The sequence below is a fragment of the Pseudomonas sp. CAU 1711 genome (genome assembly GCF_039888625.1).
GTDB lineage: Bacteria > Pseudomonadota > Gammaproteobacteria > Pseudomonadales > Pseudomonadaceae > Aquipseudomonas.
On record NZ_JBDQQT010000017.1, the window covers coordinates 72,220 to 90,300 of the forward strand.

Consider the following 18,081-nt stretch of genomic DNA (forward strand, 5'->3'; position numbering starts at 1 on the left):
CCGGCCCGGCATGGGCCAAGCCCGGAGAGACGCTTAGTTGACGGCGTCTTTCAGAGCCTTGCCAGCCTTGAAGCCGGGGATCTTGGCAGCGGCGATCTTGATCGGCTTGCCGGTCTGCGGGTTGCGGCCGGTGCGGGCAGCACGCTCTTTGACAGCGAAGGTGCCGAAGCCAACCAGCACCACGGAATCACCAGCCTTCAGAGCGCCAGTGACGGATTCGATCACTGCGTCCAGCGCGCGGCCGGCAACAGCTTTCGGGATATCAGCGGATGCGGCGATGGCATCAATCAGTTCCGACTTGTTCACTCTTAAGTCCCCTTATTTCTGTTGAGTTTGTTTCTTAGTTTTTGGTGTAAGCAAAAGCGGGTGCCGAAGGGCCTGCCGACACATAGGAGCCGCTTTATAACAAGGGCTCGAAAAAAGTGTCAAGGAAGCCTTCGACCTAATGCGTGCTGATTCGCTCCTTGGAATCAGTCTCGCGTGAATCATCCTTTGCAACCATCTCGGGAGCCGCATCGGGCAAGGGCTCCGGGGCGTATTGCAGCGCAATTTGCAGGACCTCGTCAATCCATTTAACCGGCTTGATGGTCAGGTCTTGCTTAATATTTTCCGGAATTTCCTTGAGGTCGCGAACGTTCTCTTCCGGGATGATCACGGTCTTAATTCCACCGCGATGGGCGGCCAGCAACTTCTCCTTCAGGCCGCCGATGGCCAGCACCTGTCCGCGCAGGGTGATCTCGCCAGTCATGGCCACGTCGGCGCGCACCGGAATCTGGGTCAGGGCGGAAACCAGCGCGGTGCATAGGCCGATGCCGGCACTCGGGCCGTCCTTGGGCGTGGCGCCCTCGGGCATATGGATGTGCACGTCGCGTTTCTCGTGGAAGTCCGGCGCGATGCCCAGGCTCTTGGCGCGGCTGCGCACCACGGTCAGGGCGGCGGTCATCGACTCGGCCATCACGTCGCCCAGCGAGCCGGTCTTGATCAGCTGGCCCTTGCCCGGCACCACGGCGGTCTCGATGGTCAGCAGCTCGCCGCCGACCTGGGTCCAGGCCAGGCCGGTGACCTGGCCGATCTGGTCCTGCTGCTCGGCCAGGCCGAAGCGGTAGCGCCGCACGCCCAGGTAGTGCTCCAGCGACTCGGCCGTCACCTGCACCTTGATGCGCTTGTCCTTGGCATGCTCCTTGACCACCTTGCGGCAGACCTTGGAGATCTGCCGCTCCAGGCTGCGCACGCCGGCCTCGCGGGTGTAGTAGCGAATGGTGTCGCGAATGGCGGCCTCGTCGAACTCCAGCTCGCCCTTCTTCAGGCCGTTGGCCAGCACCTGCTTGGGGGTCAGGTACTTAATGGCGATATTGACCTTCTCGTCCTCGGTGTAGCCCGGCAGGCGGATCACCTCCATGCGGTCCAGCAGCGGACCGGGGATGTTCATGGAGTTGGCGGTGCAGATGAACATCACGTCCGAGAGGTCGTAGTCGACCTCCAGGTAGTGGTCGTTGAAGTTGTGGTTCTGCTCCGGATCGAGCACTTCCAGCAAGGCCGAGGCCGGATCGCCACGCATGTCGCTGCCCATCTTGTCGATCTCGTCGAGCAGGAACAGCGGGTTGCGCACGCCGACCTTGGTCAGCTTCTGGATCAGCCGGCCGGGCATGGAGCCGATGTAGGTGCGCCGGTGGCCACGAATCTCGGCCTCGTCGCGCACGCCACCCAGGGCCATGCGCACGAACTTGCGGTTGGTGGCGCGGGCGATGGACTCGGCCAGCGAGGTCTTGCCCACGCCGGGCGGGCCGACCAGGCAGAGCACCGGGCCCTTGAGCTTCTTCACCCGCTTCTGCACGGCGAGGTACTCGAGAATGCGCTCCTTGACCTCCTCCAGGCCGAAGTGGTCGGCCTCGAGGATATCCTCGGCCTTGGCCAGGTCCAGGCGCACCTTGCTCTCGGCCTTCCACGGCACATTGGTCAGCCAGTCGATATAGGAGCGCACCACGGTGGCCTCGGCCGACATCGGCGACATCTGCTTGAGCTTGTTCAGCTCGGCAGTGGCCTTGGCATGGGCCTCCTTGGTCAGGCCGGCGTTCTCGATGCGCTTCTTCAGCTCGTCGATCTCGTTGTGGCCCTCGTCGATGTCGCCCAGCTCCTTCTGAATGGCCTTCATCTGCTCATTCAGGTAGTACTCGCGCTGGCTGCGCTCCATCTGCTTCTTGACCCGGCCACGGATGCGCTTCTCGACCTGCAGCAGGTCGATCTCGGCGTCCAGCAGGGCCAGCACATGCTCGACACGCTCGGCCAGGCCGGTGATCTCGAGGATCTCCTGCTTCTGCTCGATCCTCAGCACCATGTGCGCGGCCATGGTATCGACCAGACGCGCCGGCTCGTCGATGCCGTTCAGCGAGGACAGCACCTCGGCCGGCACCTTCTTGCCGAGCTGCACGTACTGTTCGAACTGGCTGAGCAGGCTGCGAGTGAAGACTTCCGACTCGCGCTCGGCGACCTCGGCCTCCTCCAGTAGCCTCACCTCGGCCCGGCAATGGCCGTCCACCTCGATAAATTTCTGGATGGCGCCGCGCTGCTCGCCCTCCACCAGTACCTTGACGGTGCCGTCCGGCAGCTTCAGCAGCTGCAACACGGTGGCCACCGTGCCCATGCGGTACAGGGCATCTTCGCCCGGATCATCGTCTGCCGGGTTGCGCTGCGCCAGCAGGAGAATCTGCTTGTCGCCGGTCATCGCGGCCTCCAGGGCCTCGATGGACTTCTCGCGGCCGACGAACAGCGGGATGACCATGTGCGGATAGACCACGACATCACGCAGCGGCAAGAGAGGCAATTCGATGGTTGTCTTCATGATTTCAGCTCTACGGCGGCCATTCGGCCGTAAACGGACGGGGTACCCTTGGCCCTAAGATGGGGCCACCCCTGGGAAAAAACAAGCAAGAAAGGCACAAAGGCAAAGGGCCCCGCGGGGCCCTTTGTTTCATCAAGCGTCAGGCGCGGCCTTGGCCGGCGGCTCGCTATTCTCGTAGATCAGCAGCGGTTTGGAGGCACCGTCGATCACGCTCTCGTCGATCACCACCTTGCTGACGTCGGACTGCGAGGGGATCTCGTACATGGTGTCGAGCAGCACGCCCTCGAGGATCGAACGCAGGCCGCGGGCGCCGGTCTTGCGCTCCAGGGCCTTGCGCGCGACGGCCTTGAGCGCGTCGGCACGGAACTCCAGATCCACGCTCTCCATCTCGAACAGCTTGGCGTACTGCTTGGTCAGGGCGTTCTTCGGCTCGGTGAGAATCTGCATCAGCGCCGCCTCATCCAGCTCGTCGAGGGTGGCGATGACCGGCAGACGACCGACGAACTCAGGGATCAGGCCGAACTTGACCAGATCGTCCGGTTCCACCTCGCGCAGGGCCTCGCCGACCTTCTTGCCCAGGTCCGGGCTGCGCACCTCGGCGTTGAAGCCGATGCCGCCCTTGGTGGAGCGGGCCTGAATGACCTTCTCCAGGCCGGCGAAGGCGCCGCCGCAGATGAACAGGATGTTGCGGGTATCGACCTGCAGGAACTCCTGCTGCGGGTGCTTGCGCCCGCCCTGGGGCGGCACCGAGGCGACGGTACCCTCGATCAGCTTGAGCAGCGCCTGCTGCACGCCCTCGCCCGACACGTCGCGGGTGATGGACGGGTTGTCCGACTTGCGCGAGATCTTGTCGATCTCGTCGATGTAGACGATGCCCATCTGGGCCTTCTCGACATCGTAGTCGCACTTCTGCAGCAGCTTCTGGATGATGTTCTCCACGTCTTCGCCCACGTAACCGGCCTCGGTCAGGGTGGTGGCGTCGGCGATGGTGAACGGCACGTTGAGCAGGCGGGCCAGGGTCTCGGCCAGCAGGGTCTTGCCGGAGCCGGTCGGACCGATCAGCAGGATGTTGCTCTTGCCCAGTTCGACGTCGTCCTTCCTGTCGCGCTGGTTCAAACGTTTGTAATGGTTGTAGACGGCGACCGACAGCACCTTCTTGGCGCGCTCCTGGCCGATCACGTACTGATCCAGGATGCCGCTGATTTCCTTGGGTGCGGGCAACTTGTGAGCGCTGCTCTCGGCCTGCGCTTCCTGCACCTCCTCGCGGATGATGTCATTGCACAGGTCGACGCACTCGTCGCAGATAAAGACCGAGGGACCGGCGATCAGCTTGCGCACTTCGTGCTGGCTCTTGCCGCAGAAGGAGCAGTAGAGAAGCTTGCCGTTGTCCTCGCCGTTGCGGGTGTCAGTCATTAGATCGATCCAATACGGTAGGCATGAAACACAAGATGAAGGCAATTGCGGGCATTTTCAACCCTGCGGGACGGCCGGGAGAGCCCGGCCGCTGCGCTGAAGCGCTGATCAGACGGGACGCTTGTCCAGAACCTTGTCGATAAGGCCGTATTTGACCGCTTCCTCGCCGCTCATGAAGTTGTCGCGGTCGGTGTCCTTGGCGATAACCTCGATCGGCTGCTTGCAGTGGTCGGCCAGAATCTTGTTCAGACGCTCGCGGATGGTGAGGATCTCGCGGGCGTGGATCTCGATGTCCGAGGCCTGGCCCTGGAAGCCGCCCAGCGGCTGGTGAATCATCATCCGCGAATGCGGCAGGCAGTAGCGCTTGCCGGCGGCGCCGCCGGCCAGCAGCAGGGCCCCCATGCTGCAGGCCTGGCCGATGCAGATGGTGGACACGTCGGGCTTGATGAACTGCATGGTGTCGTAGATCGACATGCCGGCAGTCACCGAGCCACCCGGGGAGTTGATGTACAGGTGCACGTCCTTGTCCGGGTTCTCGGCCTCGAGGAACAGCAGCTGGGCCACCACCAGGTTGGCCATGTAGTCCTCGACCGGGCCGACCAGGAAGATCACCCGCTCCTTCAGCAGGCGGGAATAGATGTCGTAGGCGCGTTCGCCACGGGCGGACTGCTCTATCACCATCGGCACGAGGCCGCCGGCGGCTTGGATATCGGGCATGGTGTTCATGAAAGAGTGGTGCGACATGTCTAGCGATCTCTCCCTAATAGTCATGTCTCTAAAGACGCATAAGCCAGCGCGAAGGCTGGCTTATGGTGTGCTCTAACGAGGCGAGGGATCAGGCAGCTTGCGGGGCTTCCGCCGGCTTGACCGCTTCTTCGTAGGAGACCGCTTTATCGGTCACTTTGGCCTTCTGCAGGACAGTATCTACAACTTGTTCTTCCAGTACAACCGAACGCACTTCGTTCAGCTGCTGGTCGTTCTTGTAGTACCAGGCCACGACCTGTTGCGGCTCCTGGTAGGCGGAGGCCATTTCCTCGATCAGCTCGCGCACGCGGGCCTCGTCGGCCTTCAGCTCGCCCTGCTTGACCACCTCGGCGACGATCAGACCCAGCACCACGCGGCGCTTGGCCTGCTCCTCGAACAGCTCGGCCGGCAGTTGGTCCGGCTTGATGTTGCCGCCGAACTGCTGAACGGCCTGCACGCGCAGGCGGTTCACTTCGTTACCGATCAGGGCCTTCGGCACTTCGACCGGGTTGGCGGCCAGCAGGCCTTCCATCACCTGGTTCTTGACCTTGGACTTGATGGCCTGGCGCAGCTCGCGCTCCATGTTCTTGCGCACTTCGGCGCGGAAACCTTCCAGGCCGCCTTCCTTGATGCCGAACAGGGCGAAGAACTCGTCGTTCAACTCCGGCAGCTGCGGGGCGGACACGCTGTTGACGGTGACGGTGAACTCGGCGGTCTTACCGGCCAGGTCCAGGTTCTGGTAGTCGGCCGGGAAGGTCGGGTTGATCACGCGCTCTTCGCCGGCCTTGACGCCGACCAGGGCATCCTCGAAGCCCGGAATCATGCGACCGGAACCCAGCACCAGCGGAGTGCCCTTGGCGCTGCCGCCGGCGAAGGCTTCGCCGTCGATCTTGCCGACGAAGTCGATGTTCAGCTGGTCGCCGTTCTCGGCGGCACGCTCGACGGCCTCGAAACGAGTGTTCTGCTTGCGCAGGATTTCCAGCATGTTGTCGAGGTCGGCGTCACTCACCTCGGCCTGCAGGCGCTCGACTTCGATGCCTTCGAAACCGGCCAGCTTGATCTCCGGGAACACTTCGAAAGTAGCGATGTACTCGAGGTCCTTGCCCTTCTCGAAGGTCTTCGGCTCGACGGACGGTGCGCCGGCCGGGTTCAGTTTCTGCTCGACGATGGCCTCGTAGAAGGTGGCCTGGATCAGGTCGCCCAGGGCTTCCTGGCGGGCGGAGTCCTCGTAGCGCTGGCGGATGACGTTCATCGGCACCTTGCCCGGACGGAAGCCGGGAACCTTGGCGCGGCGGGCAGTCTGCTGCAGGCGCTTGGTCACTTCGGTCTCGATGCGCTCGGCCGGTACGCCGATGGTCATGCGGCGCTCGAGAGCGGAGGTGCTTTCAACAGAAACTTGCATGGATATTCCTCGTTGCACAGACATAAGCCGGCCGTTCCGGCCCCAGAATCAAAGGCGAGCATTCTAGTGGCTCGAACGGCAGAAGTCACCTGCGCAAACGGACACAAGAAATGACGGGATATATAAGGAAAGGAATAGCAGGAGAGATGGTGCGGACGGAGAGACTCGAACTCTCACACCTTGCGGCGCCAGAACCTAAATCTGGTGTGTCTACCAATTTCACCACGTCCGCGTGGTAACGCTTGAAACGAAAACGCCAGGCTTGGGGCCTGGCGCTTTCTCGAATATGGGGTGGACGATGGGAATCGAACCCACGACACCAGGAGCCACAATCCTGTGCTCTACCAACTGAGCTACGCCCACCATATTGCAGTGCTTGTGCCTGATTCGCCAAATGGCGCACCCGGCAGGACTCGAACCTGCGACCATCCGCTTAGAAGGCGGATGCTCTATCCAGCTGAGCTACGGGCGCTTAATCATCTGCGAAACAGACTCTAAAGCTACAGCTCCAACCGCTTCCGGTCGTTGCCATCTTACCCAGCGGCTGGCTGTGCTCGACAAGCGGGGCGAATCTTATAGAGGCCGCCGCCAAGCGTCAACACGAGAATGAAAAAAATCCTGCTGGATAAAGGAGTTACGGGAACTGGCCGCGCACGCGCCTTTGCCCGGGCGGCCCGGCGTGCGAAAATGCGCGACCTTTTTCCACCCTCCCCATGGTTAACCAAGCGTCATGACCGCACAACTGATCGACGGCAAAGCCATTGCCGCCAACCTTCGCCAGGACATCGCCCAGCGCGTCGCCGAACGCCGCCAGCAAGGTCTGCGCGCCCCAGGCCTGGCCGTGATCCTGGTCGGCAGCGACCCCGCCTCCCAGGTATATGTCTCGCACAAGCGCAAGGACTGCGAGGAAGTCGGCTTCGTTTCCGTGGCCCATGACCTGCCCGCCAACACCAGCCAGGGCGAGCTGCTGTCGCTGATCGACCGGCTCAACCGCGACAACGCCATCGACGGCATCCTGGTGCAACTACCCCTGCCCGCCCACCTGGACGCCTCGCAGCTACTCGAGCGCATCAGCCCGGACAAGGACGTCGACGGCTTCCACCCGTTCAATGTCGGTCGCCTGTCACAGCGCATTCCGCTGCTGCGCCCCTGCACCCCGAAGGGCATCATGACCCTGCTGGAAAGCACCGGCATCGACCTGCATGGCCAGCATGCCGTGATCGTCGGCGCCTCCAATATCGTCGGCCGGCCGATGGCCCTGGAGCTGCTGCTGGCCGGCAGCACCGTGACCGTCACCCACCGCTTCACCAAGGATCTGCCGGGCCATCTGGCCCAGGCCGACATCGTAGTGGTGGCCGCCGGCAAGCCGGGCCTGGTCAAGGGCGAGTGGATCAAGCCGGGTGCCATCGTCATCGACGTGGGCATCAACCGCCAGGCCGATGGCAAGCTGGTCGGCGACGTGGAGTACGAGGCGGCCGCCGAGCGCGCCAGCTGGATCACCCCGGTGCCGGGCGGCGTAGGCCCCATGACCCGCGCCTGCCTGCTGGAGAACACCCTGTACGCGGCCGAGCACCTGCACGCCTGAGTGTCGCCCCGGCAATGAAAAACGGCGCCCGAGGGCGCCGTTTTCGTTTCCACCGCAGCCTTACTCGGACTTCTGCCAGGACTTCACCAGCTCGTCGTAGCTCACGGTCTCGCCTTGCGGCTTCTCGTTTTCCAGCTTCGGCTTGGGCGCGCCCGGCTGGTCCAGCCAGTACTGCGGATCCTTCTTCTCGTTGAGTTTCGGGCCGCAGTCACCCTGCACGCCGGAGCGCTCGATACGCCCCATCATGGTGTCCTGGGCGGCGGCCAGGCCATCCAGCGCCTCCTGCGGGGTCTTGTCGCCACTGGCCGCCTCGGCGATGAACTGCCACCACAGCTGCGCCAGACGCGGGTAGTCCGGCACGTTGGTGCCGGTCGGCGTCCACTGCACCCGCGCCGGGCTGCGGTAGAACTCCACCAGACCGCCCAGCTTGGGCGCGGCGTCGGTCATGGCCTGGGAGTTGATGTCCGACTCGCGGATCGGCGTCAGGCCGACCAGGGTCTTCTTCAGCGACACGGTCTTGGAGGTGACGAACTGGGCGTACAGCCAGGCCGCCAGGCGCTGCTTCTCCGGGGTCGACTTGAGGAAGGTCCAGGAACCGGCGTCCTGGTAGCCGAGCTTCATGCCCTCCTCCCAGTACGGCCCCTTGGGCGAAGGCGCCATGCGCCACTTCGGCGTGCCGTCCTCGTTGACCACCGCCAGCCCCGGCTTGGTCATGTCGGCGGTGAAGGCGGTGTACCAGAAGATCTGCTGGGCGATGTTGCCCTGCGCAGGCACCGGACCGGCCTCGGAGAAGGTCATGCCCTGTGCCTCCGGCGGCGCGTACTGGCGCATCCAGTCGACATACTTGGTGGTGGCGTAGACCGCCGCCGGGCCGTTGGTGTCACCGCCACGCTCCACGCTGGAGCCCACCGGACGGCAGCCTTCGACGCGAATGCCCCACTCGTCCACCGGCATGCCGTTGGGCAGGCCCTTGTCGCCGCTACCGGCCATGGAGAACCAGGCGTCGGTGAAGCGCCAGCCCAGCGACGGGTCCTTCTTGCCGTAGTCCATGTGGCCGTAGACGCGCTTGCCGTCGATTTCCTTGACGTGCTCGGTGAAGAACTGGGCGATGTCCTCGTAGGCCGACCAGTTGACCGGCACGCCCAGCTCGTAGCCGTAGATTTCCTTGAACTTGGCCTTCAGCTCCGGCCGCTCGAACCAGTCGGCGCGGAACCAGTAGAGGTTGGCGAACTGCTGGTCGGGCAGCTGATACAGCTTCTTGTCCGGCCCGGTGGTGAAGGACAGGCCGATGAAATCCTCGAGGTCCAGGGTCGGCGAGGTGAAGTCCTTGCCCTCGTTAGCCATCATGTCGCTGATGGCCACCGCCTTGCCGTAGCGGAAGTGGGTGCCGATCAGGTCCGAGTCGTTGACCCAGCCGTCGTAGATGTTCTTGCCGGACTGCATCTGGGTCTGCAGCTTCTCCACCACGTCGCCTTCCTGCATCAGGTCGTGGGTCAGTTTGATCCCGGTGATCTCGCTGAAGGCCTTGGCCAGCACCTTGGATTCGTACTCATGGGTGGCGATGGTCTCCGAGGCGACATTGATCTCCATGCCGCGGAACGGCTCGGCCGCCTTAATGAACCACTGCAGCTCGGCGAGCTGCTGCTCCTTGGTCAGGGTGGACGGCGAAAACTCGCTGTCGATCCACTTCTTCGCCGCCTCTTCATAGGCATCCGCCCAGGCCGCGCCGCTCAATCCGGACAACGTCAGCAGGGCCGCCAGCGCCATGCTATGTCGGGTCTTGTAGTTGTTGTCGAACATAGACTCCTCCTTGCTTGAATAGAAAACCGACCAGGCAGGTCAGCCCCAACGCATCACCAGCAGTAACCACACGACGGACAGCGCCGAGGCTATCCAGGTGCTCCAGTCGGTCGCGCCCACCACCAGCAGGTGCAGGTAGGCGCTGCCGAGCAAACCGATGAACAAGCGATCGCCGCGGGTGGTGGCGATCGGTAGAAAGCCCTTGCGCTCCACGCAGGGCGAGCGGATTTCCCATACCGTCATGCCGATCAGCAGCAGCGCGATGCCGCCGAAGAAGGCCGCCGTGACCGGGGTCCAGGCCATCCATTCCATAGTCGTGTCTCCTCAGACCCGGCCCAGGGCGAAGCCCTTGGCCACGTGATTGCGGACGAACCAGATCACCAGCATGCCCGGCAGGATGGTCAACACCCCGGCCGCCGCCAGCACCCCCCAGTCGATGCCCGAGGCCGACACCGTGCGGGTCATCACCGCGACGATGGGCTTGGCATTGACCGAGGTCAGGGTGCGCGCCAGCAACAGCTCGACCCAGGAGAACATGAAGCAGAAGAAGGCCGTGACGCCGATGCCGGGGCCGATCAGCGGGATGAAGATCTTCACGAAGAACTTGGGGAAGCTGTAGCCGTCGATATAGGCCGTCTCGTCGATCTCCTTCGGCACCCCGGACATGAAGCCCTCGAGGATCCACACCGCCAGCGGCACGTTGAACAGGCAGTGGGCCAGGGCCACGGCGATATGGGTGTCGAACAGGCCGATGGACGAATACAGCTGGAAGAACGGCAACAGGAACACCGCCGGCGGCGCCATGCGGTTGGTCAGCAGCCAGAAGAACAGATGCTTGTCGCCGAGGAAGCGGTAACGCGAGAAGGCGTAGGCCGCCGGCAGCGCCACCAGCAGCGAGATGAGGGTGTTCAGGCACACGTAGTAGAGCGAGTTGAGGTAGCCCTCGTACCAGCTCGGGTCGGTGAAGATCACCTGGTAGTTGGCCAGGGTGAACTCCTGCGGCCACAGGCTCAGGCCGCCGAGGATCTCGCTGTTGCTCTTGAACGACATGTTCAGCAGCCAGTAGATCGGCACCAGCAGGAACAGGATGTAGAGCAGCAGCGCCAGGGCTTTGCGAATGGTCATGGCGGCTCCTCAGCGCTTCTCGTCGTTGTGCGTCATGGCCGTGTAGAAGGCCCAGGACACCAGCAGGATGATCAGGAAGTACACCAGCGAGAACGCCGCCGCCGGCCCCAGGTCGAACTGTCCCACCGCCATCTTGGTCAGCGTCTGGCTGAGGAAGGTGGTGGCGTTGCCCGGTCCGCCGCCAGTGAGCACGAAGGGCTCGGTGTAGATCATGAAGCTGTCCATGAAGCGCAGCATCACGGCGATCAGCAGCACGCTCTTCATCTTCGGCAGTTGGATATGGCGGAACACCGCCCAGCTCGATGCGCGGTCGATGCGCGCGGCCTGGTAGTACACGTCAGGAATGGCGCGTAGCCCCGAGTAGCACAGCAGCGCCACCAGCGAAGTCCAGTGCCAGACGTCCATCACCAGCACCGTGACCCAGGCGTCCATGGTGTTGGAGGCATAGTTGTAGCTGACGCCCAGCTCGCTCAGGCTCCAGCCCAGCAGACCGATGTCGGCACGGCCGAAGATCTGCCAGATGGTGCCGATCACGTTCCACGGGATCAGCAGCGGGATGGCCATGACGATCAGGCAGGCCGAAGCCCAGCGGCCCTTGGTCGGCATGCACAGGGCGATGGCTATCCCCAGCGGAATCTCGATCAGCAGCACGCAGGCGGAGAAGATGAACTGGCGCAGCAGCGAGTCGTGCAGGCGCTCGTTCTGCAGCACCTGTTCGTACCATTCCACGCCGACGAAGGTGCGGGTGCTGGCGTCGAAGATGTCCTGCACCGAGTAGTTGACCACCGTCATCATCGGCAGGATGGCGCTGAAGGCCACCAGCAGGAACACCGGCAGGACCAGCCACCAGGCCTTGTTGTTGCTGACCTTGTTCATGGGCGCACCTCCACCAGCACCTCGTCGGCATAGAGCATCAGCCACTGCGACGGGAAGCCGATGTAGGCCACCTTGTGCGGCACCGGCAGGTCTTCCTGCAGGCGCGCCTTGAGCGTCACGCCGTCCAGCTCCAGGGTGAGAATCTTGTAGGTGCCCAGGTCCTCGACGTGGCGCACCTCGCCGCGCAGGGCATCGACGAAGGGCTCGTCGCTGACATGGACGAACTCCGGGCGGATGCCCAGCTTCAGCGCACGCCCGGCCAACTCGGCCAGGCGCTTGCACAGGGCCGGCGCCAGCGGCACGCGGGTCTGACCGAAGCAGACGCCGCCGGCATAGGGCGTGACCTCGATCAGGTTCATCCCCGGGCTGCCGATAAAGAAGCCTACAAAGGTGTGCTTCGGTCGCTCGAACAGCTCGCGCGGCGTGCCGAACTGGACGATCTGCCCGCCATACATCACCGCGATCTTGTCGGCGAAGGTCGAGGCCTCCAGCTGATCGTGGGTGACGTAGACCATGGTGATATTGAACTGCTCGTGGATCTGCTTGAGCTTGCGCCGCAGCTTCCACTTCAGGTGCGGGTCGATCACCGTCAGCGGTTCGTCGAAGAGGATCGCCGACACATCGTCGCGCACCAGGCCACGGCCCATGGAAACCTTCTGCTTCTCGTCGGCGGTGAGGTTGCGCGCCTTCTTGTGCAGCAGCGGGTGCAGGTCCAGCACCTCGGCGATCTCGTGCACCTTGCTGGTCACCCGCGACTCGGCCAGGCCCTGGTTGCGCAGCGGAAAGGCCAGATTGTCGAACACCGTCATGGTGTCGTAGACCACCGGAAACTGGAACACCTGGGCGATGTTGCGCTCCTGCGGTGGCAGCTCGTTGACCTCATGCATGTCGAACAGCACCTGCCCCTCGGACGGGCTGAGCAGCCCGGAGATGATGTTGAGCAGGGTCGACTTGCCGCAGCCGGAGGGGCCGAGCAGCGCGTAGGCGCCGCCTTGCTCCCAGACATGGGTCATCTCGCGGATGGCGTAGTCGTCCGGCCCGCTCGGCTGGGCGCTGTAACTGTGGGCCAGGTTCTGCAGGCGTATTTCGGCCATGGTGCGCTCCTCAGGACCGGCGGATCGGTGCCAGGACCAACTGGTCCCGGGTGTCGAAGACGAACAGCTTGTGGGTCGGAATGTAGATGCGGATCGGCGCATCGACGTCGTACTCGTGCACGCCCTGCAGGTGCAGGACCAGGGCGAAATGTTCGCTGCGCACGTGGAGGAAGGTCTCCGAGCCACTGATCTCGGCCAGCTCGACGATGACCGCCAGTTCCAGATCGTCGTCGTTGGACGGCACCAGGCCGATATGCCCGGGGCGCACGCCGAAGCGGTACTGCCCCTCCGCCAGGTCGCGCAGCTCGGCGGTCAGCGGGAAGTGCACGAAATCCTCGAAGCTCACCTCGCTGTCGCTGATGCGACCGTGCATCAGGTTGATCGGCGGCTCGGAGAACAGCTCGGCGGCCAGCACCTGCTGCGGCCGGTGGTAGACCTCGGTGGTCTTGCCGCTCTGGATCACCCTTCCTTCGTGCAGGATGGTGGTGGTGCCGCCCAGGGCCAGCGCCTCGTTGGGCTCGGTGGTGGCGTACACGGCGATGCTGCGGCGGGCGCGGAACAGCTCGCGCATCTCCTGGCGCAGTTCCTCGCGCAGCTTGTAGTCGAGGTTGACCAACGGCTCGTCGAACAGCACCAGATCGGCATCCTTGACCAGCGCGCGGGCCATCGCCGTGCGCTGCTGCTGGCCGCCGGACAGCTCCAGCGGGTAGCGCTTGAGGAACTTGTCGATGCGCAGCATCTGCGCCGTCTCGTGCACCTTGCGCTCGATCTCTGCCTTGGTCACCCCGGCCTGGCGCAGCGGCGAGGCGATGTTCTCGAACACCGTCAGGTTCGGATAGTTGATGAACTGCTGGTAGACCATCGAGACGTTGCGCTGGCGCACCGGCACGCCGGTGACATCGGCGCCGTGCATCAGGATGCGGCCGCTGGTGGGCCTGTCCAACCCGGCCATCAGGCGCATCAGCGAGGTCTTGCCGGCGAGCGTGCGCCCCACCAGCACGTTGAAGGACCCCGGCTCGAAGCTCAGGCAGGCATCGTCGATATAGACCTGTTGGTCGACCACGCGACAGACATGTTCCAGCGTTAACGACATGGCGTGTCCTTATGATTATTGCACCCGCCGCCGCGAAGGTGCCTCGCGAGCGGCACGCTCATAAGGCGACATTCGTGCCAGCATCGACATGCATCAGCCATATCTTTGATTTACAAGAATTTAGCACTCAAGAGCGATGAATGACGCCACTCGTCCTGAACAGTTCTGAACAGCATCGACTGAACAACTGAACAATTTGACCGTTGACTTTGAACAGCAATGAACAACACTGGGCGAAGGTTTTTCCCTGCCCGGCCTACGGACAGGGGCCGGGAGCGCGAGTCGCTCCCGCCGGCCCGCCCATTGCAGTAACGGCGACGCCAGCACGGAAGCTGTACCCCTATAAAGACAAGAACCAGGCGATACCCCATGACTGCCACTGCCTCGGCGCCGAGCCACGACGCCATCGTTCGCGACTCCTGGAGCCGCTGCCGCGACTTCGGCCTCACCCACCAGAGCCAGCCGGCCTTCGGCCAGGCCGCCCCCGGCGAGGTCTCCGCTCTGCTGGAGAGCCAGCACTTCCTGGTGCAGACCACCCACCAGGAGGTACTGCCCTACTACGAGAACATCCTGGCCAACTCCAACTGCCTGATCATGCTGGCCGACAACCAGGGCCAGCTGCTGCAGTCCTGGGGCGACCGCCGCTTCGTCGAGCCCAGCCAGGCCGCCGGCTTCGCCCCCGGCGCCTGGTGGCAGGAGCGCCACAGCGGCACCAACGCCATCGGCACGGCGCTGGCCTGCGGCCAGGCCGTGCATATCCAGCGCGACGAGCACTTCCTCAAGGCCAACCGCTTCATGACCGGTTCGGCCTCGCCGATCTTCGACGCCAGCCGGCAGATGATCGGCGTGCTCGACGTCTCCAGCGACAGCTACCTGCCGCCGGCACACACCCTGGGCATGGTCAAGATGATGAGCCAGTCGGTGGAGAACCGGCTGATCCTCAACCTGTTCAAGGACGACTACTTCCAGCTCAGCTTCAACACCAGCCTGGACAACCTGGACAGCCAGTGGGCCGGCCTGCTGGTGTTCGACGAAGCCGGGCAGATCGTCTCGGCCAACCGCCGCGCCGACAGCCTGCTCGGCGTCGGCCTGTCGCGGGTGAACATCGAGAGCCTGTTCGACGTGCCGCTGCTGCAGCTGCTCAACCAGCCTGAGAGCCTGCCCTTCGCCCTGCGCGCCACCGGCCGTTACCGCTTCCACGGCCTGCTCAAGCGCCCGCGCAAGCCGCGCATCCAGCCGCGCGACTTCCGCCCGCAGCCGGCCCAGGCGCCGCGCCAGGAGGGCTTCACCCTGGCCAACATCAACCTCGGCGACCCACGGGTGGACAAGGCCGTGCGCCAGGCCGAGCGCCTGGTGGAGAAGGACATCCCGATCCTCATCCAGGGTGAGACCGGCGCCGGCAAGGAGGTGTTCGTCAAGGCCCTGCACAATGCCAGCTCGCGCGCCGGCCAGCCGCTGATCGCGGTGAACTGCGCGGCGATACCCGCCGAACTGGTGGAGTCGGAGCTGTTCGGCTACGAGAAAGGCGCCTTCACCGGCGCCAGCCAGAAGGGCAGCATCGGCCTGATCCGCAAGGCGCACAAGGGCACCCTGTTCCTCGACGAGGTCGGCGACATGCCGCTGGCCGTGCAGGCGCGCCTGCTGCGCGTGTTGCAGGAGCGCAGCGTGCAGCCGCTGGGCGGTGGCGAGCCCTACCCGGTGGACATCCGCCTGGTCTCGGCCACCAACCGACCGCTGCGCCAGGACGTGGACGCCGGACTGTTCCGCGCCGACCTCTACTACCGCATCAGCGGCCTCAACCTGGAGCTGCCGCCGCTGCGCGAGCGCAGCGACAAGGCCGCGCTGTTCCAGCGCGTGTGGGAACAGCACCGCGAGCCCAGCCAGTGGGCCGGTCTCAGTCGCGAAGTGGTGGAGCTGTTCCTACGCCACCCCTGGCCCGGCAACCTGCGCCAGCTGAGCAGCGTGATGCAGATCGCCCTGGCCATGGCCGAGGATCAGCCCATTCGCGCCGAGCACCTGCCGGATGACTTCTTCGCCGATCTGGAGAGCGAGACCGAAGTCCCGTACGCCCACGAAGCGCCCCTGCAAGCCGACGACCTGGCCAGCCAGTACCAGGCCTGCGGCGGCAATGTCTCGCACCTGGCGCGCAGCCTGGGCCTGAGCCGCAACACCCTGTACAAGCGCCTGCGCGAACAGGGGCTGAAAGTCTGAAGACGGCAGATGTAGCCCAGACAGGCAATAAAAAACCCGGCAGCTGCCGGGTTTTTTACGCGAGGCGGAAGGCTTAGGCCTGCGGCGCCTGGGTACGGCTCTTGTAGGAACCGTCGCGGGTGTCGATCTCGATCCAGTCGTCGATGTTGCAGAAGTCTGCAACCTTGACTTCGGTACCGTTGCGCAGCTTGGCCGGCTTCATCACCTTGCCGGAAGTGTCGCCACGGGCGGAGTTCTCGGTGTAGACGATCTGGCGAACGATGGTGGTCGGCAGGTCGACGGAGATCACCTTGCCTTCGAAGAACACGGCTTCGCAGACGTCGGTCATGCCTTCCTCGATGAACGGCAGGACGCTTTCCAGGTCTTCGGCGCGCAGTTCGTAGGAATTGTACTCGGTGTCCATGAAGACATAGTCTTCGCCGTTGATGTAGGACAGGGTCACTTCCTTGCGCTCAAGGATGACCGGCTCCATCTTGTCGTCGGCCTTGTACACGGTCTCGGTCTTGGAGCCGTTGATCAGGTTCTTCAGCTTCATCTTGACGATGGCGCTGTTGCGGCCGGACTTGGTGAATTCGGCCTTCTGAATCAGCCACGGGTGGCCGTCGATCAGGGCCACGCTGTTGGCCTTCATTTCTTGTGCGGTTTTCATACAAATATCCGGATTTGGATGGAGGTACAGATTTCTAGGCCGCGCATGATAGCCAATTTCGGTGAAACTGCACCAGCGCCGCGGCGAGATCGGGACGAGAGGCCTGCGTGGCGCACCAGCTCTGCGCATGCGCAGACAGGAACCCCATCTGGCTCGAGAGGGCCCGCCAGGCCTGCGCCATATCGCCCCGGCCATTCCAGGCATGCCAGCAGTCGACCAGTGCCGCGCCAGCGGCGGGCGGCAGCCCCTCGCCGTAGAGCGCCAGGAAGGCATCCAGCTTGTCCCAGTGCGCCCCCTCCTCCTGCTGGTAGATATGCCAGAGCAGCGGCCGCCCGGCCCACTGCGCGCGGACGAAGGAGTCCTCGCCACGCACCGCATTAAGGTCGCAGCTCCACAGCAGGCGGTCGTAGTCGTCCTGGCTGACGAACGGCAGCAGATGCACCTGCAGATTGCCGCGTCGCCAGCAGTCCCTCTGCGCGGCCGCGTCTACGCCGAGCCAGGGCAGCAGGTCGGCCTCGATGCGCCCGCGCGGCACCAGCAGCTGGGTCCGCTCGGGCGCCTGCGCCAGGGCGTCGAGCCAGGCGGGCAGCGCCGCATTTTCATAGGCGAACAGCGAGACCAGCCGCGCGCCGGTCCACTGCTCGACTCCCAGGCCGGCGAGAAAGGCTCGCCGCGCCTCGGGGTCGGCCTGAAAACGCGAGCGCCGCGCCAACAGGTCGGACTCGCGCGGCAGCCCGCCACTGCCCTCGACGAAACCGGGGAAGAAGAAGAACTTCTGCAGACCGTTCGCCTGCGGCGACGGCAGGCCATGGCAGCTGGTGACCCAGGCCTCGGCGCTGAGGTACTCCAGATTCAGCCACAGCGGCCGGGAAGCGCGCGCCGCCATCGCCGCCACGAAGGCCTCCGGCAGGGTGCAGGCGAAGGCCTCGATCACCACATCGGCCGGTTCCACCTCGGGCAGGCGCTGAGACCAGTGACGGACCTCCACGCCCTCCAGCCACTGCGCCTCGGATGCCGCGTCGCACTGCGGGCGGATGCGCTGGAATGCCCGCAGATCGTCCACCCACAGGCGCACCGCCAGGCCGTGCTCGGCCGCCAGTTGACGCGCCAGGCGCCAGGTCACGCCGATATCGCCGTAGTTGTCCACCACGCTGCAGAAAATGTCCCAACGCATGCTCATTGCCCCCGATTGCCGCGCCGGCACCTTAGGGTCTGTTGCCGTTTCGGCGCAAGCCGCGCTGCCGCGCCCA

15 protein-coding genes and 3 tRNA genes are annotated in these 18,081 nt (G+C 64.3%); 2 read left to right on the plus strand and 16 right to left on the minus strand.

Annotated elements, in window-relative coordinates; translation table 11 throughout:
- Positions 1 to 33: 33 nt before the first annotated feature.
- The 8 genes from hupB to AAFN46_RS18165 all read right to left on the minus strand — a co-directional run bounded on the left by hupB (position 34) and on the right by AAFN46_RS18165 (position 6,870).
- Positions 34 to 306, minus strand: a complete 273-nt coding sequence (hupB, locus tag AAFN46_RS18130) for a nucleoid-associated protein HU-beta (RefSeq protein ID WP_003087931.1) — start codon at positions 304 to 306, stop codon at positions 34 to 36.
- Positions 307 to 442: 136 nt separating this feature from the next.
- Complete coding sequence (gene lon, locus AAFN46_RS18135; protein ID WP_347810097.1) at positions 443 to 2,839, minus strand: endopeptidase La; 2,397 nt, start codon at positions 2,837 to 2,839, stop codon at positions 443 to 445.
- A gap of 132 nt (positions 2,840 to 2,971) precedes the next feature.
- A complete protein-coding gene (gene clpX, locus AAFN46_RS18140) occupies positions 2,972 to 4,252 on the minus strand; it encodes an ATP-dependent Clp protease ATP-binding subunit ClpX (RefSeq protein WP_347810098.1) in 1,281 nt (426 codons plus the stop codon).
- A 108-nt stretch (positions 4,253 to 4,360) separates the two neighbouring features.
- The gene (gene clpP / locus AAFN46_RS18145; RefSeq protein WP_347810099.1) at positions 4,361 to 4,996 is read right to left on the minus strand and encodes an ATP-dependent Clp endopeptidase proteolytic subunit ClpP; all 636 of its coding nucleotides are present in this window, start codon (positions 4,994 to 4,996) and stop codon (positions 4,361 to 4,363) included.
- Positions 4,997 to 5,087: 91 nt separating this feature from the next.
- On the minus strand, positions 5,088 to 6,398 hold the full coding sequence (tig, locus tag AAFN46_RS18150) for a trigger factor (RefSeq protein ID WP_347810100.1): 1,311 nt from the start codon (positions 6,396 to 6,398) through the stop codon (positions 5,088 to 5,090).
- Positions 6,399 to 6,545: 147 nt separating this feature from the next.
- A tRNA-Leu gene (locus AAFN46_RS18155) sits at positions 6,546 to 6,630 on the minus strand.
- A gap of 55 nt (positions 6,631 to 6,685) precedes the next feature.
- A tRNA-His gene (locus tag AAFN46_RS18160) sits at positions 6,686 to 6,761 on the minus strand.
- A gap of 32 nt (positions 6,762 to 6,793) precedes the next feature.
- Positions 6,794 to 6,870: transfer RNA gene (locus AAFN46_RS18165), tRNA-Arg, on the minus strand.
- A gap of 258 nt (positions 6,871 to 7,128) precedes the next feature.
- Here AAFN46_RS18165 and folD point away from each other — a divergent pair.
- Positions 7,129 to 7,983, plus strand: coding sequence for a bifunctional methylenetetrahydrofolate dehydrogenase/methenyltetrahydrofolate cyclohydrolase FolD (gene folD, locus AAFN46_RS18170; protein ID WP_347810101.1), 855 nt, complete (start codon positions 7,129 to 7,131; stop codon positions 7,981 to 7,983).
- Between the two features lie 60 nt (positions 7,984 to 8,043).
- On the opposite strand, the gene AAFN46_RS18175 is transcribed toward folD, so the two are convergent.
- From AAFN46_RS18175 to AAFN46_RS18200, 6 genes are read right to left on the minus strand one after another with little or no spacing between them, the layout of a single operon-like run.
- Positions 8,044 to 9,783, minus strand: a complete 1,740-nt coding sequence (locus tag AAFN46_RS18175; protein ID WP_347810102.1) for an ABC transporter substrate-binding protein — start codon at positions 9,781 to 9,783, stop codon at positions 8,044 to 8,046.
- A 39-nt stretch (positions 9,784 to 9,822) separates the two neighbouring features.
- Positions 9,823 to 10,095 (minus strand): DUF2160 domain-containing protein, encoded by a 273-nt coding sequence (locus AAFN46_RS18180; protein WP_347810103.1) that lies wholly within the window; start codon positions 10,093 to 10,095, stop codon positions 9,823 to 9,825.
- A 12-nt stretch (positions 10,096 to 10,107) separates the two neighbouring features.
- Positions 10,108 to 10,908, minus strand: coding sequence for a carbohydrate ABC transporter permease (locus AAFN46_RS18185; protein WP_347810104.1), 801 nt, complete (start codon positions 10,906 to 10,908; stop codon positions 10,108 to 10,110).
- Between the two features lie 9 nt (positions 10,909 to 10,917).
- Positions 10,918 to 11,784 carry a sugar ABC transporter permease gene (locus AAFN46_RS18190; protein ID WP_347810105.1) on the minus strand — a complete coding sequence of 289 codons (867 nt, stop codon included), beginning with the start codon at positions 11,782 to 11,784 and terminating at the stop codon, positions 10,918 to 10,920.
- Positions 11,781 to 12,878 carry an ABC transporter ATP-binding protein gene (locus AAFN46_RS18195; RefSeq protein ID WP_347810106.1) on the minus strand — a complete coding sequence of 366 codons (1,098 nt, stop codon included), beginning with the start codon at positions 12,876 to 12,878 and terminating at the stop codon, positions 11,781 to 11,783. Before AAFN46_RS18195 ends, AAFN46_RS18190 begins: the two co-directional genes overlap by 4 nt.
- Positions 12,879 to 12,888: 10 nt before the next feature.
- Positions 12,889 to 13,971 (minus strand): ABC transporter ATP-binding protein, encoded by a 1,083-nt coding sequence (locus AAFN46_RS18200; RefSeq protein WP_347810107.1) that lies wholly within the window; start codon positions 13,969 to 13,971, stop codon positions 12,889 to 12,891.
- A 369-nt stretch (positions 13,972 to 14,340) separates the two neighbouring features.
- On the opposite strand from AAFN46_RS18200, the gene AAFN46_RS18205 reads away from it, so the two are divergent.
- On the plus strand, positions 14,341 to 16,182 hold the full coding sequence (locus AAFN46_RS18205) for a sigma-54-dependent Fis family transcriptional regulator (RefSeq protein ID WP_347810108.1): 1,842 nt from the start codon (positions 14,341 to 14,343) through the stop codon (positions 16,180 to 16,182).
- Positions 16,183 to 16,255: 73 nt separating this feature from the next.
- On the opposite strand, the gene efp is transcribed toward AAFN46_RS18205, so the two are convergent.
- Positions 16,256 to 16,831, minus strand: coding sequence for an elongation factor P (gene efp, locus AAFN46_RS18210; RefSeq protein ID WP_347810109.1), 576 nt, complete (start codon positions 16,829 to 16,831; stop codon positions 16,256 to 16,258).
- Positions 16,832 to 16,865: 34 nt separating this feature from the next.
- Positions 16,866 to 18,011, minus strand: coding sequence for an elongation factor P maturation arginine rhamnosyltransferase EarP (earP, locus tag AAFN46_RS18215; RefSeq protein WP_347810110.1), 1,146 nt, complete (start codon positions 18,009 to 18,011; stop codon positions 16,866 to 16,868).
- Between the last annotated feature and the right edge of the window lie 70 nt (positions 18,012 to 18,081).